Raw genomic sequence first — 23839 nt, 5'->3', positions numbered from 1 at the left:
CAAGAGTGATAGCGGTTTTTACCTCAGTTGAGTAGAATTATCTGACTGCGTAAGGGAACTTCAAAAAATCAATTATTCCGTAGGACAGGCAACATGAGCTGTCCATGGCAGGTGAAATATCTCCCGTTTCCGAACCCCTAATTCCTATAATTTACGATGAGTTTAACCTGTCAACAACTTCTGCAAAATCACGAGCAAGTATGGCAGGAAGCGACGGTGCATCCTTTCCTGGAACAGTGTAAATCAGGAACAATTAAGCCTGAACAATTCAATACCTGGCTGGTGCAAGATTATCTATTCGTTTTAGAATTCACGCGGATGGCGGGACGACTGTTGGCATCTGCACCTCCAGAACATTTTGATGTTATTCTGAGTGGATTGAGCGCCCTGAAAGACGAACTGAATTGGTTTAAGGAAAAAGCAGCGAATCGACAGCTCGATCTCGGCACCCAAAAACAATCAACCTGCGCTGAATACTGCGATTTCATGCACAGTCTTGGGGCAATGCCCTATCCCGTTCAAGCGACTGCTTTTTGGACAATTGAACTGGCATACAATCAAGGTTGGCAATTGCCAGGTCAGATGCTTGAACCTTACAATGAGTTTGCAGACCGTTGGGGCAATCCAAGTTTTACAGACTATGTGAAATGTTTGGAATCTCAAGCCAATGAGGTATTGCAAACGGTGCCAAAAACGGTTAAAAAACAAGCCGAAGACGCCTTTTTGAAGGTGGCAAGCCTGGAGAAAAATTTTTGGCAAATGGCTTTTAATGCGGCACAATAGGGAAGCTCTCTTGCCACTCCCAAAAACTGGGATTTATTTTAGGAGTAAGGAAAAATCATGACTCACGCCATTATGGAAACCGATAAGGGGACAATCAATCTGGAGTTATTTGATAAAGATGCCCCGAATACGGTGAAAAATTTTGTTGACTTGAGCGAAAAAGGGTTTTACGACGGACTAAGCTTTCACCGAGTTATCTCCAATTTTATGATCCAAGGGGGCTGTCCTCAGGGTACAGGTACAGGAGGACCTGGCTACACGATTAAGTGTGAAATTAACAAAAACAAGCATGAGGCAGGGAGTTTATCAATGGCTCATGCAGGGCGCGATACGGGTGGTAGTCAATTTTTCATTTGCCATTCTCCCCAAGCCCATTTAGATGGAGTACATACCGTTTTTGGTAAAACTGAGAATATGGATGTTGTCAATGCTATCCGTAAAGGGGATAAAATTCTTTCAGTCAAAATAGAGCCGTAATTTAATTTTGAACCAAGACGTTCAGAATTTAGAAGTTCAGGAGTTCAGGAGTTCAGAATAAAAATATTAGGCTTCTGAATTTCTGTGACTTCTTCATTGTTTTTTTAGTTGAAGCAGCCTCTCACTCAGGTAAAGGGTTTGTAGTCAGTGGTTTAGCACTCCTAGCACACTCAGTGCTGACTACGAACTAAGTTATTCGATGTTACCGCCTTCGAGACATCCCTTGCTTGGCTCTAGCTGCTTCGGGGATGGGTTCGGCGTTCTCATCTGGCTCAATTTTTGATCCGTATCTCCTCGCGTAAACCTGAGTGAATTCGGCACCGAAAAAGAGTATTTGAGCCGAGTAATAAACCCACGCCAAAATAATTACTAATGAACCCGCCGCACCGTAAGTTGAACCAAAACTCCCTTGCCCTAAGTAAAAACCGAGGGCAAACTTGCCGACGGTAAATAGTAAGGCAGTAATAATAGCTCCAATCCAGACATCATCCCAAGCAATTTTAACATCGGGCAAGAACTTGTACATCATCGCAAATAGCAGCGTAACCACCCCAAAGGAAATAACAAAATTGAGGATTTGCCAGAGCCATTCTGCACCAGGAATTAAACCGCTCATCATATGTGATAGTGCTGATAGCACAGCACTCAAAACTAGAGAAACGAGCAATAAAAAACCGATACCCAGCACCGCTCCAAAGGATAATAGCCGTTTCTTTATAAAGCCCTTGATGCCCCGTCCCGGCTTAACTCGTACTTCCCAGATAGTATTGAGTGCATCTTGAAGTTGAGCAAAGACTCCAGAGGCACCAAATAGCAAAACGAAAACACTAATCAGAGAGGCTACACTACTAACATTTGGCTGATTCGCATTTTTAATGGCTGCTTCAATAGCTTGTGCGCCCTCATTGCCAACTAATCCTTGGATTTGTCCGACAATTTCACCTTTAGCGGCTTCTTCCCCAAAAATTGCCCCCACGATCGCGATCGCAATAATGAGTAAAGGCGCGAGGGAAAAAACGGTGTAATAGGCTAGGGATGCTGCCAAGCGTGAGGCTTTATCTTCTTGCCATTCTCCAAATGTTTCTTTGAGCAATTCGACAATAACCTTTGGTTTCATTGTTTTCTCTTATTTTGAACTTAGAATTTTAGGTAACGGGGGTGGCGAATCCAGTTGTAGTGGAACAAAATAACGGCTTTTGACAACATGGGTAGGACGCCAAGGGGGATGCCAGTAAATTTCCTGAATCACGGCTTTAGCATTATCATGGGGCGACCATTGAAACCGCACCACACTGAAGTTATTGCGTCCTACGATTTCTTCACCTTCTTGCCACCACCGATTTCGCCACAACCTCAATAAGGAATCCGCTAAAACCCGTCGCCATTTCGCCGATTGCTCCTGAGGTGATTCCAGCTCTAGCCGCCGTTTTATCCCAGGCACTGGCTGGGATTTTTCGCGCTTGATCCACTCAATCCGATACCGCCAATCGGGTAGCGATCGCTCGTCTTTTAGGGCGATTTGCCAAGCCACGTCCCAATTTCCTCGCAGAGAGTGGATTTGCTGCCAAAACGGGCGGCTGTCGGGGACTTCAACATCAATAACTCTGACTTGGCTGGGGGTGGTGACAATTTCTACCAGTTGCGGGGGGTGCTGCCATCCTGCCCAATATTCGGGTTGTTCGAGTACTAGGGATTTAGCTTTGGTATGCGCCACATAAGTCTTCAGTTCAGAATTTTTGAAAGAACTGGAGGTGAGCTGTACCAGTACGGATGCCCGATAGGAGTAGGTTGAGTTGGGTTGAGTGGCACTATTACGGGTATGAAACCAGTAATTGAGGCGAACGGCACACCCATAGTGAATATCTCCTGTCAGAATCACGATGCGATCGCGTCGTTGGCAAAGTGTCTCTAGCAGTTGAGTAAACGCTACCTCGTGAAAGTTCCACGAATCCCCCACATCATGATCAAAAACCTTACCCTGCTGCCAATCCCATCGTTGCGCAATATCGACAAAGGACAGGCTGACTAAATTGGTGGGCAAAACAACTAGAGTGGCTTCGATGCTCGATGTACCCGCTTGATTGAGTCGATCGGTCAGTTCCAGGGGGTTTTGAATCTGCTGCTCAAAGGCTGTGGGACTCAGAAGCATCGGGGGAGCGATCGCGCCCTCTTCCCCCACCGGATAACCACGCCAAGTGCGCGTATCCAGCACGAGCACTTCGTGTTTAAAACTCCTAACGCTATAGTGCCAGTTTAGAGCTGAGGTGCCATCAGAATAGTCTCGATCCAGAATTAAAACCTCACCATCCTGTTTCAGCTTCGGCAGTCCTGTTTTTGCTTCCATGGGAGGAAGTCCTAGATACTTGCCCATCTCATCCCAGGCAGACTCATCTGTACCCCCTGATACCGACCATTGCTGGAGAGCCTGTAAGAGTTTTTCTCCCGGTTGTCCCTCTGTGAACTGTTCAGGAGTATTTCCCCACCCCTGAAACAGAGCATACGCCAGCAGTCCGTTCTGCACTATCCGTCTGCCTAAGGGTTTGCCCAAAACGCGGTTGCACCACTCCCGATTCAGATACCAGTCATCGCTGATGTCGTGATCGTCACAGATGGTATACGTGGGTACATTTGCCATTCCTCGCCTAACGTGCCACAGTTCGCTCGCAAAACCCCGGATAGCCTGCGCTTCTTCATCCCATAAAGATGCTTGTTTGGGGTCTTTTCTGATGGTTGTCCCTTTGGGAAAACGAGGGGGCAAAAGCACCGGCGACCAACTGAACAAGTACATGGCACAATATTCACTGAAGCCGAAAAGGTGGCTTTTCGCCCGTTGGGGTTGATCGTCCAGCATCGCTGTCAAACCGGCATAATATCGGGCAATGTCAGTACGCTGTCCCGGTTTCCAGTCGCTGATTTTTTGGTACTGATAATTCCCGGCGGGTTCTTGTTTGTAGGGTAGTGCCTCTTCCCAACCCAATAGGGTAGTTCCCACATCGCACAATGCCCCCAACAACGGATCAGCCACATCGTCACTATAAATTTGGTCGCCCGTTAAGAAAAGCTGGTGGGGTCTGGTATTGGGTTGATCGGCAAATTGTTCGATCAAGCGATCGATGAGGGGCAGTGCATCTCGTCCCATACCGTGAGGTTTTCGACAGGAACCGTGAATAATCCGCAGGTGATTTAAGTCATCCGGCGGCATCGCGAAGGTGGGTAGATTGTGTTCTAAATAGCTGAGGGTGACGAAGGGAAAAAAACCTCTGGAGTTAAGGGCATCGTTCAGCGTCTCATCCCCATTCCCAAAGTCCAAATCGTAGGCGTAAATTTGTGCAGGTTCGAGTGGGGAGCGATCGCTTAACGTAGCTGTCACCGCCACAATATGTAGATGTTTGCCCACCTGTACGGTGGTACGTGACCCTTCCATCTGTTTGCGATCAATATGTCTCCCCTGACCGTTTACAGTAGAATAAACGCTGAGTCTCACTGAGCGAGCCGCTTTCAGCGCTACCCACACGGTTACTGCATCCGGGTCGGTACGCCGCAAGATCGGACCTGCCAAGATTAGCGGCAGATGCTCAAATCGTTGGGGAAATTCGCTATAGGCATCAATCGGGGGCATTTATACTGCTTGGGAACGGGTGATATTTGTGGCTCGGACTGGGTCAAACGCTCGTCACGATTGAGAGTTAATCGTTTGTTTGTTCGGAGTTTATGGTTAATCGCTGAATTGACCCTAGAACTATCAACATCTAGAACCTTACCAAAAAAGTTTCTGTCCAAGCCACTCAACCCCTACGACAAGGGGTAAAGGCTTGGATTGCTCCTCTAAAGACTATGTTCGGAAAAGGCAGTCGGTGAAAGAATAAGCAGGTTAAGTGAGTTTTGAATCAAAAATATTGGTGTTGACTGTTAATGGCTGAGAGTTAGTCGTTAACAGTTCATAATGAACCTTGACTATCTAACACTGAGCGTCAAACAGTGAACTGATTAGCTGGGAGTTCACTTAACCTACTCGCTTTTTCATTCAGGTGTAACAAAGGACAGACTATAGCATCATTTATTTTTTTGAGACGTTTGTAAATCTATCAATAGGTAGAAGTTGCTGCGCTTCTTGCGTCTATCCCCCTTGGACTATGCCCAAAGTCGTGAGATTGGACAGGAGTAATCTCAGTTACGATAAAAGGTTGTACACAATGGTACTTTGGATAAAAAATTCCTAAAACGCTGAATTTACTTGGGTAATATGAGGTAAAAAGTGAAAGCGAAAGAGGTTTTGAAGCTCTATGTTAATGGCAGAAGAAATTTCCGGGGAGAAAATTTAGCGGGTCAATGGTTCACCGGAGAAGACTTGACAGGGGCTGACTTTAGCGACACCGATATCCGAGGAGCTAACTTTAACCGTGCAACGTTAAGAGAAGCCAAGTTTTGTAGGGCGAAGGCAGGAGTAAAAGGTTATTGGATAGCGCTTTTGGTGATTGAAGCGTGGCTAATTTCCGGCTTATCTGGGGTATTTGCCGGATTCGCTAGTTTTTTTGTCTTGGCAATGTTTCGCGGTAGTAGCCTAGCCCAATTCATTTCGGGTATAGCCGTATTAATCGCCTTCATCCTGTTGTTAATATTTACCCTCAAGAGAGGTTTAATTGCTGTCGGAGCTATAGTTTTAGTCGCCGTTGCTATTGCCGTTGCTTTCAGGATGATTTTTATGTTTATGGAAGCGTTCACCCTCGCTGCCATAGCGTTTGCGATTGCCGTTATTCTGGTGGTTGCAGGTGTGGGAACGGTAGTGGTGGCGATAACAGTGGCAGTGGTGGGAGCCATGGCTGTAGTTGTCGCTAGATTGAGTGCGTTTGCAGTTGCCATCGCTGGTGCTTTTGTTGGCTCCTGCGTTGCTACTGCCATAGTGCCTGGATTTTTCAAAGTCGGTGGTATTTTTGCGGGAGACGACGCCATCCCTTTGGCTGCAACCTTTGCAGGAGCCTTAGTAGTAATGTTGCTGGCGGCTTACCTGGGTTGGCGTCTTCTGATTAACAACGAACGATATGGTCTGATTCGGCAATTTGTTTTTCGTATAGCGAATGTCGGTAAAACGAGTTTTTACAGAGCTGATTTGACGGATGCTGATTTCACTGGAGCAATGATCAACAATACCAACTTCCGAAAAGCTAAACTAAAACGCACCGTTTTGCCTTAAATACTGTTGAAATCAAGTAGAGTCAGATGTTGCTCCTCTGAACTTCCTTGCTAAAAATTCTACCTTGGGATAGATGCCAAGTGAGCGAAATTAATTATATTGTATAGCGTTGGTCGTCTCAAAAAATCATTAATTAAAAATAAGGAGACTAATTTTATGGATTTAGTTCGGATTCTCTGTGCAATTGTTTTGCCCCCACTAGGCGTGTTCTTACAGGTGGGAATAGGAACTCAATTTTGGGTGAATATCCTTCTCACTCTCCTCGGCTATATTCCCGGTATTATTCATGCAGTTTGGATAATTGCTCGACGATAGAGTATCTAAAAAAATAAAGAAATCTACACCCTATTTCCTCGCTCTATTTGCTGAGATTAAGATAGCAGCGAAGAGCGCTTCAACGTCAGGAGAAACGGAAGTAAAACAAACGTAAAAACAGCGATCGCTCTTGGCTGGTTTTCCAGTTACCTTGGCATACAGCGCCTCTGTTTTATTCCCCGGCTTGAGTAAATTAATCTTAATATTACTCCAGGGTTCCACAATACAATCTGATTGTACTTCGGCTCCATGGGCTGACAGCTTGACTAAACTCCCCTGAAAGAGATTTTCGCCAATATGCTTTCCGTGAACAACGGTATACTGGATTGGGATTTCCTCTGCTAGGGGTAGTAACACATCATCTGGATTATCCAAAACTAAGTTATAATTTCCGCCAATTCCTTTGACTTCAAAAATTGGAATTTGCTGCTCAAATCCTTTAGGTTGTACCAATTTTTGCTGCTGAATGTGAATGATATCACCCACCTCTTCTCGGGTCGATTCGGAAATGAAAATCTGACCGCCTACAGTATAGGACTCGATGCGAGAAGTAAGGTTAATGGGGCTACCAACGACAGCATACTTAGCGCGTTTCTTAGAGCCAATGTTACCAACCACCACTTCACCCGTATTGATGCCAATTCCCAGTTGAACGGGAGGTAAATCTAGCCGTTCCAATTGTTCGTTAACCGAAGCGGTTGCAAGTTGCATGGCAACTCCACAAGCAATTGCCCTTTTTGCATCATCATCTCGTTGGACTGGCGCACCAAACAGTACTAAAATGGCATCGCCAATAAACTCATCAATCGTTCCTTGATACTGAGTAATAACATCAGTCATCGTGCCTAGATAGATATTTAACAACTCAACCACTGTTTCCGGTGGCAAGCGTTCCGATAGCGCTGAAAAGCCCCTCAAATCCGAAATCAAAATCGTCACTTTCCGCCGTTCACCCCCTAATTTCAATCCTTCAGGAGTTTCCAGCAGCATAGCGACGACTTCATCCGTAAGATAGCGGCTGAAAATTTGGCGAATATCGGTTGCTGTACGGGCAAGATAACTGGCAATTGCAATGGCTGAACCCCCAATCGCCAACGTGGGCGGCACCAAAGGAATCCACCACCCCCCCAAAAACGCCAGATAACAGACGCAAAAGAGACTGGCAACTACTAATCCAATTCCAACGGTTGTTCTGAGCGAAAACTTCGCTATCCCAGCTATATACCGCCATTTCCAACTCAACGTCGCCGCCACCACAGACCATACCAAAATCCACAGCCACTCCAAAGGTTCAAGCCAGGTTTTAATCAGAGGTCGTCCTGACAGTGCCGCACTGATAATTTGATGGGTAAGATGAGCTTGAATTTCTACACCCGCTGTTTTTTCGGGGATACCAATCAGCCTGCTGCTGTAAGGCGTAAGAAATAAATCCTTTTTACTTTGAGCGATCGCTCCAATGAGTACAATGCGGTTACGCATCAAATTGGGCGGTACTTTATCCTCTAGAACCTCTAAAATCGATACAGTGCGAAAGCTACTGGGTGGTTCCTTGTAGTTCAACAAAATCTGATATCCTTGGGCATTAGCACGAACATAACCCCCATCATTTTTTTCAAACGGCACAAAGACCCCTTGACCCAATTGCAAGTAGTTGGGGTTTACTACTGATGATTTGGCAGTAATGCCCTCTGCCTGAAGATAGATTTCAGCTAATCTCAGTCCTAAACTGGGGACAATTTCCCCATCCTCAGCCGTTAGGTACAAAAAACTCCGACGCAATTTGCTATCTGCATCCAAGATGACATCATTTGCCCCCACCTGACCCAATTTTTTCAGTACGGGGGGTGGCTTAATCGGCGCATCACCATCATTGCCAACGACTTTACGAATACCAATTAAATTCGGTGTCGAGTTAAAAACGTGAACAAGCTGATCGTGTCCCGGTTCCTCTGGCAAATCTCGATAGATATCTAAACCAACGGCTCTGGGTTGCTGCTGTTTAATTTTTTCAATAACCTCAGCCAGAGTAGCATCCGATAAAATTGCCTGCCCAAGTTTTTGGATATCTGCTTCCGTTAATCCGACAATAACAATACGCGGATCGACAGGTTCTGAAGGACGGAGGCGAAACAATTGATCAAAAGCAGCCCACTCCAATAGTTGTAACAATCCGGCAAAGCGTAGGGCAATAATTAATCCGGTCACACTAGGGGCTGTAATCAATACCCCGCGCCATTCCCAAACCAGCTTTTTTAGCGTTGCCCACATAAGGTTAGTAGTTATTAGTCATTGGTCGTCATTGGTAACACGAGAAATAATGACCAATAATGTTTTACCGCTCCTCTACCTCACAACAATCAACCAATCTTTCTTGGCTAAATGCTGCGAGTCCGGAGGAAGTGAACAAGTCTTCCCAGTCTTTTGCTAGGGACGTGTCAGACGGATAGATACGGCGCAAATCAACCAAACTCGCTAAAGCATCGTGCCAGATTCCCGCCTCGGCATACAAGCCTGGAATATTCCCTGGGGTTGCGTCTTGGAGCTGATTTTCCAGAGCTTCCCCAGGTTCGATTCGCTGAATCCATCCTGCATTACTAATGTCATTGTTACTCCATTCATCCGAATTGCCCGGTACGATTAAATACCACTTGTACCACTTGCCAATTTCTAGGGGGGGTGAGGCAGTCGGTGGCAGACTAATACTCGCAATACCAGGCTGTGCTGGCATAGGGAAACTCGTCGAGTAAACAAGCTGATTATTTTCATCCAGGAGAATAAACTCTCCTGTCTTGGCTCGCGAACGAGGAATGTAGGCAAAAAAGGTAGGATGTTCGGAAACGGTCAAGCCAAAGTTCGTTTCTTCGGGATTCAAGTCTGGGATTAAGAGTGTTAAAGGTTGTTGCCGCAATGAGTTGTCAAGTCCTCCACGGGTTCCGGCATCTTCTGTTCGCGGCGGTGCGCCTCGGTCGGGGGGGCGGAAAACTTGACTCAATTGCCAATTCTGATTGATTCTTCTCCTGTGTCTTTCAGAAGAGAACTTATCCCGCTCGATTGGCTCGACACCCCCCGTAAACTGAGGCGATTGCCTTGTTGTTGAGAATCCTGGCGCGATCGCTAATTCTAGAGATAGGATTGCTGACAGGGTAGCAATTGTCCCTGAGTTGGTAACAGCTAACAAAAACCTCTGCATTTTTATAAAAATCTCAAGATTTAGTCGGTTATATATTTCACTACTCTATATCTCTTGCTTATTAATACCTATGCAACAAGGCATATTCTATCGGGAACCGGACGAAATAATGATTACTGAATCCACGCTGGGGTAGCATGTGTTACAAAATCTTGACATTAGCTCTGTTACTTTGAGATGCAACGGCTAACGAGGAAGTGAGGTGCCGTGGGATCTGTTTGTGTTCAGATTATTGAGGGCAATCCTCATCTGCGATCGCTCCTGGGGTGGCATTTACAACAGGCGGATCATTGGGTCTACCAATCCGCCACGCTCCACCAAGCGCGAGACACGTTCTACAACCGTCAACCGACTGTCGTCATCCTTGACTCAGACTTACCCGATGGCGATGGTATAGAATTCTGCCGCTGGCTCCAACAGCAGCGACAGTCACTGATCTTGATGTTGTCTGCCCGCAATCGAGAAATTGACATTGTTCAAGGACTCAACGCTGGGGCTGATGATTACCTAACCAAGCCTTTTGGTATGCAAGAGTTTATGGCGCGAGTTGAGGCGCTGATCCGGCGCGTTCGGGTGACTACCGCCCCCATGGTGCTGGAATATGGCGACCTTAAGATCGATCTAGTGCAGCGTCGGGTTTGCTTGAAAGATGAATTTATCGATTTGACCCCTCAAGAATTTAGTTTACTCTACGTGCTAGCGCAAGCGGAGGGACTACCCTTGAGTCGTTCTGAACTCCTGCGCCGCGCTTGGCCCGATGCCATTGACAACCCTCGCACCATTGACACCCACGTTCTATCCCTACGCAAAAAACTCGAAACCGACCCCCGGCAACCCAGTTTGATTCAAACGGTTCGCAATGTCGGCTATCAATTCAATCCAGAGGGGTGGCAAGGGAATCATACAAGAGTAGAAGGACTGATCACTCCCGAAGAAAATAATAACCATTCCGTACCCTTAATGGCTCAACAATCCCCGTAGGGGAGCGGGGGAGCAGGGGAGCAGAGGAGCGGAGGAGCAGAGGAGCGGAGGAGCAGAGGAGCGGAGGAGCAGAGGAGCAGAGGAGCAGAGGAGCAGAGGAGCAGAGGAGCAGAGGAGCGGAGGAGCAGAGGAGCAGAGGAGCGGAGGAGCAGAGGAGCAGAGGAGCAGAGGAGCGGAGGAGCAGAGGAGCAGAGGAGCAGAGGAGCAGAGGAGCAGAGGAGCAGAGGAGCAGAGGAGCAGAGGAGCAGAGGAGAAAAATAACACTCAAAAATCGCCTTGTCTCCTTGTCCCCCCATCTCCCCCATCTCCCCCACCATCAAAGCCACTCTCGAGCAGCTTGAGCTTCGGCTTGTACTAACCGTTCTCGCAATTGTTTCCAGTCAATCTGGTTCGCTGAAGTGTCCTGAAGAAGCCGCCCCTCCTGCAAATACAACACCCTTGTACTAAACACCTGAGCCATATCTAACTGATGATTTACCATTAGAACCGTTATCTTATCTTGAACTGCCAAGTCAGCTAAAACACCAAGAACATAGGACGCGATGCCAGCATCTAGAGCAGAGGTTGGTTCATCCAGTACTACGATTTTCGGTTCAATTACCAAGGCACGAGCGATCGCTACTAATTGCCGTTGTCCCACCGAAAGCTGTAACTCCGTGCGTTCAAGCCAGTCTGCGGGGATGTGTAGTAGTTCCCGATAAGTTGTGAGCCGTTGAGCGATCGCATTTTTGGGTAGCTGCTGCAACACCAAGGGGTAAGCTAACGCCTCCCGAACCGTCATTCCCAAAAGCTTCGGTTCCTGCGGCACAAGCATCACTTGCCGCCGCAACTGTAGTACCGGAATTTGCCGAATATCCTGATTTTCTAAATAAATCGTGCCACTTGTCGATTCGCTCAACCGATTCAGCAACCGCAACAGAGACGTTTTGCCAGCACCAGAGGAACCAATTAAGCAAAGGCGATCGCCTCTGAAAACATCAAAAGAAATATCTGTCAGTATCGGTGAGGCTGGGATTGCGCCTCTCGCTGAAGTTACCAGGCTAACTTGCTTGAGTTGGAGTTGGGGAGCAGTGGAAGTTATGCGATCAACCCCTGAGTTAAAGCCGTCCAAATTGTCCACCCATCAGCAAGCAACAACAGCAGTGTAAATCCTAACAAAATAAGGTACATCCAAGGCTGTGCCAACGGACGAATATCGGTGGTATCAATTCCTGTATGAATTTCTACCCTCTTCACTAACCGGGCAAACCCCACGACTCGCATCGGCAATAAGTAAGCCTTTTGGGACGACTGACTCACAAAATAGTAAACCAGCCCTCCCTGTCCAGTCGTGCGCATTTTCAAATCCTTTACATCCGCCCAAGGTAAATCCCAGCCCTTGCGCAAGAAGGTTGGCATCCAGCGAGGATAGGCAACCTGAATTTTTTCCTCATCCACAATTACCCGTTCGCTCAATGCTCCATACAGTACCAGTAATCCTAAGCCAATTCCTATCCACAGCCCTACTGATGGTACAGGAGCCGAGGAGACTTGGGCTAAAAACGGTAAGGGAATGGTTAACGCCAGATACAGCGCCATCAAGGTAATACGAATGAGCGGAGAAATGTGAAAGACCGATTGATTGGATAGTCCCAGTTCACGCATCGGTTGCAGATTTATTACCATAGTAAGTCACGTTTTCTTTATACTTCAATAAACATCGAATAGGGGATAAATAAATTGACCCGTTGAGGGTCTTTATAGCTAATCGAAACAGGATTTTCTAGCCCAGACACTCTTACTTTTCCATTTCCACCCAATCATTCCTTTGTTTTTCTGGTGTCCAGACGGTTTGCTCTCCTTGTCCCCAAAACCCGTCATATTTGGTAACACGAACATCCCCTAAAACCTTAGTCTGACAAGCTAAACGACGATTAGCTGTGGGAGAATGGGGCGGGAGCGATCGCCTAGCGTTATCCTTCCAGTTGGGTGCTGAAACCTCCCCCTCTAGCTCAACGGCACAGGTGCCACAGCTACCGATGCCCATACAGTTGATAATTTTGGCATTACCGTTGTAAAGCTCTACACCATGCTTGAGTAAAACTTTGCGTAGATTACTGCCAGGATGACATTCAAAGGTTTTTCCCTGAGCTGTTACTTTAGGCATTAGCAATTCACTCAACTCGTTTCGGTTACTTTCTTTCTATTAGTTTACATTTCTTTACGATTAACTCAAACATTCCCCTACTATGACCGTGCAAGCATCAAACCAAATCTGGATTTACGACACGACGCTGCGGGACGGTTCCCAGCGTGAAGGACTCTCCCTGTCACTAGACGATAAGTTAAAAATTGCCAGACAACTCGACCAGTTAGGAATTCCCTTTATTGAGGGCGGATGGCCCGGAGCGAATCCCAAAGACGTGCAATTTTTCTGGCGACTCAAAGAAGAACCCCTCAGCCAAGCCGAAGTTGTGGCATTTTGCTCGACTCGACGCCCCAATAGAGCCGCAGCAGATGACCCGATGCTACAAGCAATTTTGGCAGCAGGCACTCACTGGGTGACGATCTTCGGCAAGTCTTGGGATCTCCACGTTACCGAAGGACTCAACACTACCCTAGACGAAAACTTAGCCATGATTCAAGACACCATTGAGTACCTCCGCAGTCAGGGGCGTCAGGTCATTTACGATGCAGAACATTGGTTTGACGGCTACAAAAACAATCCTGACTACGCTCTCAAAACTCTTATGACAGCAAAAGATGCCGGGGCGCAATGGCTAGTTTTATGCGATACCAACGGTGGCACCCTGCCTAATGAGGTGGGTCAAATCGTGCGAGATGTAGTTCAAGCAATGGGCAGGGAAAATCAGGAACCATTCAACCAATCCCCCATTCCACCGTTAGGCATTCACACTCACAACGACTCTGACACAGCCGTTGCCAACGCTCTCATCGGGGTGACAGAGGGTCTTCGCATGGTACAAGGCACAATAAACGGCTACGGCGAACGCTGCGGTAATGCAAACCTTTGTTCACTGATTCCCAACTTGCAGCTCAAACTGGGTTATAACTGTATCCAGAATGACCAACTGGCAAGACTAAGCCCCACTAGTCGCTTCATTAGTGAAGTCGTCAATCTTGCCCCCGATGATCATGCGGCGTTTGTGGGTCGTTCGGCATTTGCTCACAAAGGTGGCATCCATGTCTCAGCGGTTGAGCGCAACCCCCTCACCTATGAACACATCGAGCCCGAACAGGTCGGCAACCAACGCCGAATTGTAATTTCCGACCAGTCTGGACTAAGTAATGTTCTGGCAAAAGCCCGTAGTTTCGGACACGAGCTTAATAAACAAGACCCCACCTGTCGCCAAATATTGGGACGCCTTAAAGATTTGGAAAATGAAGGGTATCAATTTGAAGCAGCGGAAGCTAGTTTTGACTTACTGATGCGTGATGCCTTGGGACAACGGCAGCAGCCCTTTGAACTAAAAGGCTTTCAAGTTCACTGCGATATGCTGCAAGGGACGGGGACACCCTATAGTAACGCCCTGGCGACGATTAAAGCGGTGGTTAAGGGCGAGGATATCTTGGAAGTCGCAGAAGGGAATGGACCGGTATCTGCTTTAGATGCTGCCTTACGGAAAGCGCTGGTTAGATTCTACCCAGAAATTGCGGCTTTTTACCTGACTGACTATAAAGTACGGATTCTGGATGGTACTGCTGGAACATCTGCCAAAACTCGTGTCCTTGTAGAATCAAGTAACGGTAAGCAACGTTGGACAACGGTAGGGGTTTCGACAAATATCTTGGGAGCCTCCTATCAAGCTGTGGTTGAGGGGATAGAATACGGTCTGCTGTTAGAATCTTCAGTGCAGACAGCCGTAACGTCTTGAGAGTCTAGTGATTTTCTTGTCTCTGCTGATTAGAGGGGTATCAGCCCCTATTTAGTAAAAATATTCACGATAGAAAAGAGTCGGGGTAAATCATTGATTTTTCTGAAGTAAAATTCTTAATCGATCCACAAATTCTTATTAGTCTTCCGGTAAAGCCCCGCTTGTTCGGTTTAGAGCGTTTACCAATCGAGGCAATTTTGGAGAATTCCTGGGGGCATTTTGGAAATAATTGTAGTGATTTCCGTACATTTACAGAAATTGACTTGCATAAATCCCCTCTAATGCGCTACAAGAATAGATAACTGCTTCCATGCCGTGCAGAACTCTACGGATCGGCGCAATCCAAAAACTCTGGAAGCATTTTGGTTCAAGTATTCACAAAAGTTATTTCAGCAAAATTGAAAGTATGACTCAGCAAGTTACTCACCCAATGGTGAAGTTGCAGCGTCAGGTGCGTTCACTAGTGGAATCAAAAATTATTAAAACTGGTGATAGCATTTGGAAGATTGCCCTACTCTATGGGGATGAATGGTCTTTCTGGAAAAAAGAACTCCAGGAATTTGGCTTCACCATGCAAGACCCAATTCATGAATTACTGGCGGTAGAAGCGTGGGATGAAGAATAAAGGACTAGGGAGCAGGGACTAGTGCAGGCTGGCAGACAAAACTGACCCGCTCAAGAGTTCCCCTGCTCCCGTGCCTGACAAGAGGTGGTTACTTTTTTCTACCACTTGGATTCGTCCATTGCCCCTTGTCAACGCCTATAAGCAAGCGGCTAAGGCTTGGGAGAGTTCTTGAGCTGTTTGGTAGCGATCGCTAATTTTCGGCTGGCAAACCCGCTCAATGACATCCCGTAACTGGGGCGTAATCGTGGGAGACTTTGCCACATCAAACCCATATCCCGATCCGATTCGGCGATAAAACTTGAGGGGGGCGATACCCGTCAGCAAAAAAATGAGAGTCGAACCGATCGCGTAGAGGTCAGATTGAGTGACAGGGGTGCCTCTGTCTTGCTCAGGGGCGCTATATCCTTCCGCACCAATGCGGGTTCCGGGCGTTGTACCGATCTCCTTAACCGCACCAAAATCCAAGACGACAATATGGTTATCCCGATAGCGCATCATTAAATTCGCGGGTTTAATATCCCGATGAATCAGTGGTGGGTCACAGGAGTGGATGTAGTCTAAAATGTCACAGGTTTGCATCATCCACTCAATTGCCTGTGTTGGAGCAACCGGACCAGCCATTAGAACCCGCTGTTCCAAATCCTGACCGTGGATAAGCTGCATTGCCAAGTATTTCTTGCCGTCTTCCACAAAAAAATCGTAATACTCGGGAATTCCTCCATGATTCAACCCTTTGAGGGTACGCGCCTCTCGCTCAAAAAGTTCTTGGGCTTTGGAAATTTGCGCCATGTCAGCGTTCATTTCCTTAAGTACTAGTAAACTAGGGTGTCCCTTGAGTTTGCCAGTTTTGTCCCAAGCCAAATAGGTAGTTCCCATCCCCCCCTGCCCCAAGGTACGCAATACCTGGTAATGGCGAATAACGTGCTGGATTGGCACTAAGGGTTGACCGCAGTGAATGCAAAACAAATTTCCCGGAGGATTGCCCTCATGGGAACAGGACGTTGCCTGGGGGGGTGGAGGAAGCTGCACTGGCGCAATAGGGGGAATCGCCTGCATTTGAAATTTCAGCATCGGTCCGTCTCGTGCCAGTTGGATCAGAGCATCATTGGGAACCACTTCCCGCGACACTAAAATGCCGTTGAGGAAAGTGCCGTTGGTTCCCTGATTGATGAGTTGCCACAAATGACCGGATTTGGCAGGCATTACTCTCAGTTCTAGGTGATGCCTAGAAACTAAGGGGTCGTTCAAAATCACATCATTATCAGGAGAGCGACCAATGCGAATGGTGGATTGGCGGGTGAAATTCCACTGCTGTAGTTGAGTGGATGCCTGCGGATGTAAAAGGGTCAGCGTGACCATTGTCATTAATCATTAATCATTGGTGATTGGTCATTGATTTTTACAAAGGACAAACCTTACCAAAGCTGCTGTTGAAAGTTGGGTCGTACCTTGACTCGGATGAGTATAGCGGTAATGTTATCGTGACCGTTATGCTCGTTAGCAAGTTCGATTAACTGAAGGACACCCTGCTCTAAGTTGGAGCGAGAACTGAGTAAAGGAGCTAGGTGGGTTTGCCAGTGATTTTCGATCAGATCGTTATCTGAAAGACCGTCGGAGCATAGAATGAATAAGGTATCTTCATTCAGTTCTAAAAATAATACGTCAGGCTTGACGAACTTTTCGCCACGCGGACCCAAGGCTTGAGTGAGTTGGTTGGCATCGGCACGGGAGTAAGCGATATCAGGTTCCACCCCTCGTTTAATTTCTCGCTGACCAACTTTATGATCGATCGAGAGTTGCTCTAATCCCCCTTTACGAGTCAGGCGATAAATGCGACTATCTCCCACATGGGCGATCGCGGCATTGGTATCCTGAATTAACATCATTGCTAGGGTTGTTCCCATGCGACCGCTTCCCGAGCGAGCATTTTGTTGGTTGACATCGTAAATGGTTTGGTTGGTGACACGCACAGCCGAACGGATACTCTCTTCTATCGGCAATTGGTCTTGCCAAGTCTGTCGAAAGTATTGCTTGATAGTTTCCACTGCCATCGAACTGGCAACTTCTCCAGCCGCGTGTCCTCCCATACCGTCACAGAGAATGTAGAGACCCCGAGCTTCTAAGGTTCGACCTGTAGGATTTTCCTGCTTATTAAGCCATGTCTGGATGCCATAGCAGTCTTCATTATGATCCCGTTGATAACCGATATGGGTAGAACCCACATCATCAAGGCTCAGTAATTGCATTGGCAGTACTACCGTCGGTCCGCCGTCGTCGTAGCTGTTCGAGTTATCTTCTTGCGTCGAAAACGTATCGATTTCTAAAGAGGGGGAGACAGACATTTCTTCGAGGGTAGGCGCTACCTCTTGAGCCTTAGACATTTCTTCAGCGTGAGCGAGTGCTTCCAACTGGGAGCGCAGTTCTTCAACGGTTTCCATCTCCCCAGTAGACAACTGGCGGAAAATAACTCCCAAAGAGTTGAGTTGTGTTCGTTGGGAATTATTAAATAACATCCGCCACAGTTGTCCCAAATCCTTTAGAGTTGACTGTTGGTTTTCGGAATCTTGATAGAGGCATATTAAACCCAACACCTGGTCTTCATCCACTCGCAGGTTCACCAGTTCTAATAAACTCTGACAGCAGTGCCAAGGTTCTAGCCCCTGCCAGAGTCTTGCCATCTCATCGAGCCAGTATAAAATCTGCAACGTCGGCAACCCTTGGTTGCCCCATACCTCACTCAGCAGCTCCCACTCAGAACGGTCTTCTAGCAGCACAATTGCCTTGCCATCCTGCTGCCATGCATCGTGAATGCTGGGTATGGTTGGATAGTGAGATTCCTTCAGAGCTAAATAAGGTTGAGCGACTGCTGGTATTCCCAGGATGTTTGGAGGTTGGAGATTCGGATCACCTTCTTGTTGCTCTATCAGTGCTTCTAAAAGGGATTTTTGAAAGGGCTGGCAGTCTAACACCCGCACGGCTATACAACCACCTCGACTAGCCGCTATCTTTTCGTCAGTCAGGGGTTCTAGCAGTTGATACCGTTGCTGAGGATCTAAATAGACAGCCGTTGAGGTTTGAGAGGCAGTTTCTGGAGGGTTGGAAATGGGAGAGGCAGAAGATGCTACAGTTTCCTGACTTTCAGCGCCCTCTGTTCCTATTGACAATTCCTCAGGGGTTTCCTTAACTAGGGGTGAGGACTGAGCCACATCTGAATTATCGGGTTCAAGACCTAGACGTTCTGAAACGGCTTCTGGTTCTAGCGCCTGCACAGAAGGAAGTTCGCTCTGTGCCACCACGGGGGCTTGCTGTTGGGAGTTATTAACTGTAGTCACATCGTTGGTGACTAACTTTGATACCTCTTGAGGAGGTTCCCAAGGGGCTGTTGAAGAGATAAAATCTGACTCAGGATAAATAATTGCCCACCAAACGGTTCCCACAAAAGAATCACATTTGTGACAAGTCTTGGCATTAATCAGTACTTGAGCGCCGCACTCATGACAGGTTTTATGGGTCAAGGAAGTTCCGCATCGCTGACAAAACTTATTGGTATTGGGGTTTTCAAACTGACACTGGGGACAAATTAACATAATGGAACTTCCTCAATTCTTATCCGGGTTTCTAAGGTTTGGTATAGGAGCTAGCTGCCCTCTAGTTTGCCATGTCGGAATTGCAGGTTGCAGCCCTTTTTTGTTCACCGTAAACCTGTTTGGCAAGCTCGTAGCTGTTGTGTGACTAGCTTTAGCGTGTCATAGCTGATAGTAGAAGTTCCAGTTCGACCGGCGTCAAGTCACGCCACTGACCGGGTTCTAAACCATCTATACTCAGGTGAGCGATCGCGCTCCGCACGAGTCGCAAGGTAGGAAACCCCACAGCCGCCGTCATCCGTCGTATCTGTCGGTTTCGTCCCTCCGTTAACGTCAACTCCAACCAAGTAGTAGGCACCCTTTTCCGAAAGCGCACTGGTGGTTCGCGGGGGGGTAGGGAAGGGGGAGTAGCCAATCGCTGCACCAAAGCGGGCTGGGTACGGTAATTTTGAATGACCACACCACGGCGCAATTGGTTCAGGGCAGCTTCATTCGGAATGCGCTCAACCTGTACCCAGTAAGTGCGGGGATGTCGAAACCGTGGAGCGGAAAGCCGGTGCTGCAATCGTCCGTTGTTGGTCAATAGCAGCAACCCTTCACTATCCCGGTCGAGGCGTCCGACTGGGTAAACCGAGGACACCGAGATGTAATCTTTGAGCGTGCCTCGTTTTAAGGAGGCATCACTACTTCCTTCAATTTTAGTGGACTCTTTATCGGTGAATTGGCTTAAGACGTTGTAAGGTTTGTAAAACAAGAGGTATTGGTACACCTTTGAATTATGAATTATGAATTATGAAAGCTTAACACTGGAGGTATTGACTCACCTGCTTACTCTTTTCATCCTTCATTCTTCATCCTTCATCCTTCATGAGCCACTATCCCCAGAGGGAGGAAGGTAATCATCGAACTGTTGCTGGTCGTAAAAGTAAAGCGTGCGAATGGGGTAAGGAATATTGATGTCTGCACGATCAAAGGCTTGTTTGATCGCAATAATGGCTCTCGTTTGAACCTGGCGCACCTTTTTTTGCTCTGGTAATGTCCAGTATCGCACGACAAAATCGATGGAGCTATCGCCAAAGCTGACCAAATCAATTTCTGGTGCGGGTTCAGACAAGACGCCCTCCACCTCAGCAATTGTCATTTTCAACAGTTGTGCGGTATCGGGCAGAGATGTATTGTAATCCACACCTACTCCCAAGTCAGTCCGCCGACGCCCGTAAGCCGTTCTGACTTGTACCGCACTCGTAAATACGGTGGAATTGGGTAAAAGTACCCGTTCGCCCTGGTAGGTACGAATTTGGGTGGTGCGAATGTCGATTTGCTCCACCGTTCCTTCATACTCTTCAATAATCACCTGATCATTGATGCGAAATGGCTCCTGCAATAGCAGCAGTACACCAGCTAGGAAGTTTTTGAAGATGTCTTGAAATGCAAAGCCAATGGCAACGGAACCTAATCCTAAAGCAGCAATCAAGTCGCCCAAGCGCAAACCGGGAAAAGCCAAAACACTGGCGGTTAGAATTCCCACGACCCAAGCGCCTATATAACTGGTTCTTGCCAGGAGCAGTTGCAGGGATTGGCTGCGGATTGTACGTGTCGCAACTTTGCTAGTAAATTGCTCGGCTAACCTCGCAATATAGTAGGTCAACAGCAAAACGATCAGTCCGCCAATAAGTCCTGGCAGTATCTCAATGGCTGACCCAACTAGCTCTAGGAAGCTGGATTGAATTTTTTTGAGCAGACTATTCACAACAAAGACGCGCAGATTCAGGATGAACGTTTAGAGAACCGAGCCAAGTATTGACTTGAAAGGCTTCAAGCTCCAAGCTTTAAGTAAACCTTTGGGGGAGGCAGCGAGAAAGACATAACTTAATAGTGGGGTTTCTCCCTCTTTATCCCTCTTCCGTCTGAGAGTACATTGATTAAGTAACAAAGACCAAGCTCTCAAACAGACAGTGCGGCTGTGGGGTAGCCCAATTTTGTACAAACATATTATTATCGATCTGTCAAGGTCATAGCCCTAGACAGGTGTTTCCTGTAACGCTATCGTAAAATGATCTCCAGAAAATTCAACCCGCTACGCCAATTCATTAATTAACCTCCTAGATAACACCAGCAAACCTATGGATACCCTTCTGTCTATCCTTGCCCCAATGATTTTAGTGATCGTGGGCTACAGCGTCGGTTCGACCAAAGTCGTCAACCAGGGAACCAAAGCCCTTGTAGAACGTTTGGGCAAATACCATCGGCAACTCGATCCCGGTCTTAATTTTATTGTGCCGTTTCTGGACCGGATTGCAGTCGAAGAGACAACTCGTGAACAGGTTTTGGACATTGAACCCCAGCAGGCAATCACGAAAGACAATATTTCCGTAATAGTCGATGCCGTAGTGTTCTGGAGAATCAAAGAACTGTATAAAGCCTACTACGATGTTGAAGACGTGGAGGAAGCAATTAAAAATTTGGTCACGACAACCTTACGCTCTGAGATAGGCGAATTGGACTTAGATCAGACCTATTCCTCTAGAACCGGTATTAATCAAAATCTATCGGTTTACCTACAAGAAGCTGCAGACAGTTGGGGGATAGAGGTGATTCGAGTGGAAGTGCAGGAAATTAAACCCCCCCAGACAGTTTTGGATTCTTTAGAGAAGGAGCGAGCGGCTGAGAGCGAGAAACAAGCGGCAATTTTTGAGGCAGAAGGTGAGCGTGAAGCAACCATCGCTAGGGCAGAAGGTAGCGTCAAGTCCATTGAGATTATCTCAAAAGCAATCCAAGGGCAATCCAATAGCCGGGAAGTTCTGCAATACCTAATCGCTCAACAATATGTAGATGCCAATCAGAAATTGGGGGAAAGCCCCAATTCTAAAGTCGTCTTCATGGACCCGAAGGCATTGACAGAAGCGATGACTGATTTGCTAGGAGGAGACACGGACACCCCTATTGATCGCAAAGGCAATGGCTCGATTAAACCTCCAGACTCGATTAAACCTCCAGAACAGTAAATTTAACTTCCCTAACGCCAGATAGCATCAGCAACCCGACAGACATCCTGCATTTCCAGAACATCATGAACTCGGAGGATGTCGGCTCCAGTAGCGATCGCTCCGCAGCAAGCGGCAGCCGTACCCCAGACTCGGCGTTTGGGTTCCGGTTGGTTGAGGATACGACCAATAAAACTCTTCCGAGATACCCCGACTACAAGGGGTACGCCTAGGGAATCAAAGGCAGAAAGTTGCCGTATAATTTCTAAGTTTTGCTCGGCAGTTTTGGCAAAACCAATGCCTGGATCGATCATTAAATGCGATCGCTCAATGCCTGCTTGAACAGCAGCCGTAATTTGACGCTCTAAAAATTCATAAATTTCGCCGATTAGGTCTTGATAATCCGTCAGATTTTGCATTGTTTGGGGAGTTCCCCGGCTATGCATTAACACTATCGGCACACCCAATTGGGCAACGATTGACAGCATATCCGGGTCAAACATACCACCCGAAATGTCATTGACAAAATCTGCACCTGCTGCTACGGTTTCCTGGGCAACAAATGCCCTCGTCGTATCTACAGAAATTGGCACTGACACAACCGAGCGAATCGCCTTTAGCACCGACAGCACTCGCTCAAGTTCCTCTTCAACAGAGATCTGCTCGGCACCCGGTCGTGTTGATTGACCACCAATATCAATAATATCGACACCTGCTTCTACCAAAAGCTGGGCATGGGCTAAAGCAGCCGCAGGTTCATTAAATTCGCCGCCATCGCTAAAGCTATCTGGCGTTACGTTCAAGACACCCATTAGATAGGTTCGCTCTCCCCAGTTGAAAGAACGTCCCCGGATAGTTAATTGTTGTTTGTCATTGGTCATTTGTCCTTTATCCTTTGACGAATGACCAATGACACCTTATTGATAATTGGCAATCCGCGCAAAACTAGCAGGTTCCAAGCTAGCCCCTCCTACCAAAGCACCATCAATCTCTGGTTGAGCCATAATTTCATCAATGTTGTTGGGCTTAACAGAACCGCCGTATTGAATCGAGACGTTAGAATTGTCCAGTTGCGCCCGAATCAAGCCAATAACACGATTGGCTTCGGATGCTTCACAGGTATCCCCCGTGCCAATTGCCCAGATAGGTTCGTAGGCAATCACTAAGTTACTCAGATCAACGTCTACCAGGTCTTTTTTCAACTGATTGATAATCACCAATTCAGTTTCCTTCGCATCCCGCTGTTGCTTGGTTTCGCCCACGCAAAGGATGGGAATCAAACCGTGACGTTGAGCCGCTAACAACCGCTGGTTAACCGTTTCATCCGTTTCACCAAAGTATTGACGGCGTTCGCTGTGACCAACAATGACGTAACGCACGCCAAGTTCTGTGAGCATGACACCGGCAATTTCACCCGTATAGGCACCTTCGTCTGCCCAGTGAATATTCTGAGCCCCGAGCTGCACGCGGCTGTTGTGCAGATTTTGGGACATCGCGCTCAAGGCTGTAAAGGGAACGCACAGCACGACTTCCCGCTCTTGGGGAGTCTGCTCCAGTTCAGAAATAAATCCTTGTAAAAACTCAGAGGATTCCCTTCGAGTTTTGTACATTTTCCAGTTACCGGCAATGACTATTTTCCGCACAGCTCAATACAAACTATCTCAAACCTAATGCACTCTTTAGTTTAAAGCCTTAAGGGACGGTTTATTGCATGAGTTGAGGAATTTTCTTCAGCAATGTCAGTTCTAACCGCTGCTGAGGCAATGTTTTAGCGATCGCTTAATTTGAAAATGAGGGGAATAGGGAGTGGGGAGTGTATTTTGTCAAGCCTACC

21 protein-coding genes are annotated in these 23839 nt (G+C 47.2%); 8 read left to right on the top strand and 13 right to left on the bottom strand.

Annotation, left to right across the window (positions count from 1 at the left end):
* The first annotated feature begins 156 nt into the window (after window positions 1–156).
* Together IQ257_RS14360 and IQ257_RS14355 are read left to right on the top strand one after the other, a co-directional pair.
* Window positions 157–783: a TenA family transcriptional regulator gene (locus IQ257_RS14360; RefSeq protein ID WP_193880458.1), complete on the top strand. Its 627-nt coding sequence runs from the start codon at window positions 157–159 to the stop codon at window positions 781–783.
* A gap of 57 nt (window positions 784–840) precedes the next feature.
* Window positions 841–1260: a peptidylprolyl isomerase gene (locus IQ257_RS14355; RefSeq protein WP_193880455.1), complete on the top strand. Its 420-nt coding sequence runs from the start codon at window positions 841–843 to the stop codon at window positions 1258–1260.
* A 202-nt stretch (window positions 1261–1462) separates the two neighbouring features.
* Here the strand turns inward: IQ257_RS14355 and IQ257_RS14350 are convergent, their stop codons facing one another.
* Both IQ257_RS14350 and IQ257_RS14345 read right to left on the bottom strand, forming a co-directional pair.
* Window positions 1463–2377: a YihY/virulence factor BrkB family protein gene (locus IQ257_RS14350; RefSeq protein ID WP_193880452.1), complete on the bottom strand. Its 915-nt coding sequence runs from the start codon at window positions 2375–2377 to the stop codon at window positions 1463–1465.
* A gap of 9 nt (window positions 2378–2386) precedes the next feature.
* Window positions 2387–4879 (bottom strand): PhoD-like phosphatase, encoded by a 2493-nt coding sequence (locus tag IQ257_RS14345; RefSeq protein WP_193880448.1) that lies wholly within the window; start codon window positions 4877–4879, stop codon window positions 2387–2389.
* Window positions 4880–5515: 636 nt separating this feature from the next.
* Between IQ257_RS14345 and IQ257_RS14340 the strand changes: the two genes are divergently transcribed.
* Together IQ257_RS14340 and IQ257_RS14335 are read left to right on the top strand one after the other, a co-directional pair.
* On the top strand, window positions 5516–6451 hold the full coding sequence (locus IQ257_RS14340) for a pentapeptide repeat-containing protein (RefSeq protein ID WP_193880445.1): 936 nt from the start codon (window positions 5516–5518) through the stop codon (window positions 6449–6451).
* Between the two features lie 156 nt (window positions 6452–6607).
* Complete coding sequence (locus IQ257_RS14335; protein ID WP_193880442.1) at window positions 6608–6766, top strand: YqaE/Pmp3 family membrane protein; 159 nt, start codon at window positions 6608–6610, stop codon at window positions 6764–6766.
* Between the two features lie 30 nt (window positions 6767–6796).
* On the opposite strand, the gene IQ257_RS14330 is transcribed toward IQ257_RS14335, so the two are convergent.
* Together IQ257_RS14330 and IQ257_RS14325 are read right to left on the bottom strand one after the other, a co-directional pair.
* On the bottom strand, window positions 6797–9034 hold the full coding sequence (locus IQ257_RS14330; RefSeq protein WP_193880439.1) for a CHASE2 domain-containing protein: 2238 nt from the start codon (window positions 9032–9034) through the stop codon (window positions 6797–6799).
* A gap of 64 nt (window positions 9035–9098) precedes the next feature.
* Window positions 9099–9956 (bottom strand): DUF928 domain-containing protein, encoded by an 858-nt coding sequence (locus IQ257_RS14325; RefSeq protein ID WP_193880436.1) that lies wholly within the window; start codon window positions 9954–9956, stop codon window positions 9099–9101.
* Window positions 9957–10163: 207 nt separating this feature from the next.
* On the opposite strand from IQ257_RS14325, the gene IQ257_RS14320 reads away from it, so the two are divergent.
* Window positions 10164–10937 (top strand): response regulator transcription factor, encoded by a 774-nt coding sequence (locus tag IQ257_RS14320; RefSeq protein WP_193880433.1) that lies wholly within the window; start codon window positions 10164–10166, stop codon window positions 10935–10937.
* Between the two features lie 316 nt (window positions 10938–11253).
* Here IQ257_RS14320 and IQ257_RS14315 read toward each other — a convergent pair whose 3' ends face one another.
* The 3 genes from IQ257_RS14315 to IQ257_RS14305 form a co-directional block, all read right to left on the bottom strand.
* Entirely contained in the window at window positions 11254–12057 is an 804-nt protein-coding gene (locus IQ257_RS14315; protein ID WP_322744336.1) for an ATP-binding cassette domain-containing protein, read from the bottom strand.
* Window positions 12015–12602, bottom strand: coding sequence for a hypothetical protein (locus IQ257_RS14310; protein ID WP_228060708.1), 588 nt, complete (start codon window positions 12600–12602; stop codon window positions 12015–12017). Before IQ257_RS14310 ends, IQ257_RS14315 begins: the two co-directional genes overlap by 43 nt.
* Window positions 12603–12714: 112 nt before the next feature.
* On the bottom strand, window positions 12715–13083 hold the full coding sequence (locus tag IQ257_RS14305; protein WP_193882181.1) for a 2Fe-2S iron-sulfur cluster-binding protein: 369 nt from the start codon (window positions 13081–13083) through the stop codon (window positions 12715–12717).
* Between the two features lie 82 nt (window positions 13084–13165).
* On the opposite strand from IQ257_RS14305, the gene cimA reads away from it, so the two are divergent.
* Window positions 13166–14812, top strand: a complete 1647-nt coding sequence (gene cimA, locus IQ257_RS14300) for a citramalate synthase (RefSeq protein ID WP_228060707.1) — start codon at window positions 13166–13168, stop codon at window positions 14810–14812.
* Window positions 14813–15218: 406 nt separating this feature from the next.
* Window positions 15219–15437, top strand: a complete 219-nt coding sequence (locus IQ257_RS14295) for a DUF4327 family protein (protein ID WP_193882175.1) — start codon at window positions 15219–15221, stop codon at window positions 15435–15437.
* Between the two features lie 135 nt (window positions 15438–15572).
* On the opposite strand, the gene IQ257_RS14290 is transcribed toward IQ257_RS14295, so the two are convergent.
* The 4 genes from IQ257_RS14290 to IQ257_RS14275 all read right to left on the bottom strand — a co-directional run bounded on the left by IQ257_RS14290 (window position 15573) and on the right by IQ257_RS14275 (window position 20771).
* Window positions 15573–16796 carry a protein kinase domain-containing protein gene (locus IQ257_RS14290; protein ID WP_193933076.1) on the bottom strand — a complete coding sequence of 408 codons (1224 nt, stop codon included), beginning with the start codon at window positions 16794–16796 and terminating at the stop codon, window positions 15573–15575.
* 56 nt (window positions 16797–16852) lie between these two features.
* Complete coding sequence (locus IQ257_RS14285; protein WP_193876752.1) at window positions 16853–19024, bottom strand: serine/threonine phosphatase; 2172 nt, start codon at window positions 19022–19024, stop codon at window positions 16853–16855.
* Window positions 19025–19175: 151 nt separating this feature from the next.
* A complete protein-coding gene (locus IQ257_RS14280) occupies window positions 19176–19790 on the bottom strand; it encodes a pseudouridine synthase (protein WP_193876750.1) in 615 nt (204 codons plus the stop codon).
* 96 nt (window positions 19791–19886) lie between these two features.
* Window positions 19887–20771, bottom strand: a complete 885-nt coding sequence (locus IQ257_RS14275) for a mechanosensitive ion channel family protein (protein WP_193876748.1) — start codon at window positions 20769–20771, stop codon at window positions 19887–19889.
* A gap of 373 nt (window positions 20772–21144) precedes the next feature.
* Here IQ257_RS14275 and IQ257_RS14270 point away from each other — a divergent pair, with 373 nt between their 5' ends.
* Window positions 21145–22026 carry an SPFH domain-containing protein gene (locus IQ257_RS14270; RefSeq protein ID WP_193876746.1) on the top strand — a complete coding sequence of 294 codons (882 nt, stop codon included), beginning with the start codon at window positions 21145–21147 and terminating at the stop codon, window positions 22024–22026.
* 11 nt (window positions 22027–22037) lie between these two features.
* Here IQ257_RS14270 and folP read toward each other — a convergent pair whose 3' ends face one another.
* Both folP and tpiA read right to left on the bottom strand, forming a co-directional pair.
* On the bottom strand, window positions 22038–22886 hold the full coding sequence (gene folP / locus IQ257_RS14265) for a dihydropteroate synthase (RefSeq protein WP_193876744.1): 849 nt from the start codon (window positions 22884–22886) through the stop codon (window positions 22038–22040).
* A gap of 36 nt (window positions 22887–22922) precedes the next feature.
* Window positions 22923–23648 carry a triose-phosphate isomerase gene (tpiA, locus tag IQ257_RS14260; RefSeq protein WP_193876742.1) on the bottom strand — a complete coding sequence of 242 codons (726 nt, stop codon included), beginning with the start codon at window positions 23646–23648 and terminating at the stop codon, window positions 22923–22925.
* Window positions 23649–23839 lie beyond the last annotated feature (191 nt).

The sequence above is a fragment of the Coleofasciculus sp. LEGE 07092 genome (genome assembly GCF_015207375.1).
Taxonomy (GTDB): domain Bacteria; phylum Cyanobacteriota; class Cyanobacteriia; order Cyanobacteriales; family Coleofasciculaceae; genus LEGE-07092.
Note: the sequence above shows the minus strand (reverse complement) of the source record. Positions and strands in the feature narration are given on the sequence as shown.

Excerpts from the sequence above, each read along its gene's own strand:
- IQ257_RS14270 (WP_193876746.1), top strand. The coding sequence starts at position 21,145 with ATGGATACCCTTCTGTCTATCCTTGCCCCAATGATTTTAGTGATCGTG.
- IQ257_RS14295 (WP_193882175.1), top strand. The coding sequence starts at position 15,219 with ATGACTCAGCAAGTTACTCACCCAATGGTGAAGTTGCAGCGTCAGGTG.
- IQ257_RS14305 (WP_193882181.1), bottom strand. The coding sequence starts at position 13,083 with ATGCCTAAAGTAACAGCTCAGGGAAAAACCTTTGAATGTCATCCTGGC.
- IQ257_RS14290 (WP_193933076.1), bottom strand. The coding sequence starts at position 16,796 with ATGGTCACGCTGACCCTTTTACATCCGCAGGCATCCACTCAACTACAG.
- cimA (WP_228060707.1), top strand. The coding sequence starts at position 13,166 with ATGACCGTGCAAGCATCAAACCAAATCTGGATTTACGACACGACGCTG.
- IQ257_RS14355 (WP_193880455.1), top strand. The coding sequence starts at position 841 with ATGACTCACGCCATTATGGAAACCGATAAGGGGACAATCAATCTGGAG.
- IQ257_RS14335 (WP_193880442.1), top strand. The coding sequence starts at position 6,608 with ATGGATTTAGTTCGGATTCTCTGTGCAATTGTTTTGCCCCCACTAGGC.
- IQ257_RS14285 (WP_193876752.1), bottom strand. The coding sequence starts at position 19,024 with ATGTTAATTTGTCCCCAGTGTCAGTTTGAAAACCCCAATACCAATAAG.
- IQ257_RS14310 (WP_228060708.1), bottom strand. The coding sequence starts at position 12,602 with ATGGTAATAAATCTGCAACCGATGCGTGAACTGGGACTATCCAATCAA.
- IQ257_RS14350 (WP_193880452.1), bottom strand. The coding sequence starts at position 2,377 with ATGAAACCAAAGGTTATTGTCGAATTGCTCAAAGAAACATTTGGAGAA.
- IQ257_RS14360 (WP_193880458.1), top strand. The coding sequence starts at position 157 with ATGAGTTTAACCTGTCAACAACTTCTGCAAAATCACGAGCAAGTATGG.
- IQ257_RS14325 (WP_193880436.1), bottom strand. The coding sequence starts at position 9,956 with ATGCAGAGGTTTTTGTTAGCTGTTACCAACTCAGGGACAATTGCTACC.
- IQ257_RS14330 (WP_193880439.1), bottom strand. The coding sequence starts at position 9,034 with ATGTGGGCAACGCTAAAAAAGCTGGTTTGGGAATGGCGCGGGGTATTG.
- IQ257_RS14345 (WP_193880448.1), bottom strand. The coding sequence starts at position 4,879 with ATGCCCCCGATTGATGCCTATAGCGAATTTCCCCAACGATTTGAGCAT.
- folP (WP_193876744.1), bottom strand. The coding sequence starts at position 22,886 with ATGACCAATGACAAACAACAATTAACTATCCGGGGACGTTCTTTCAAC.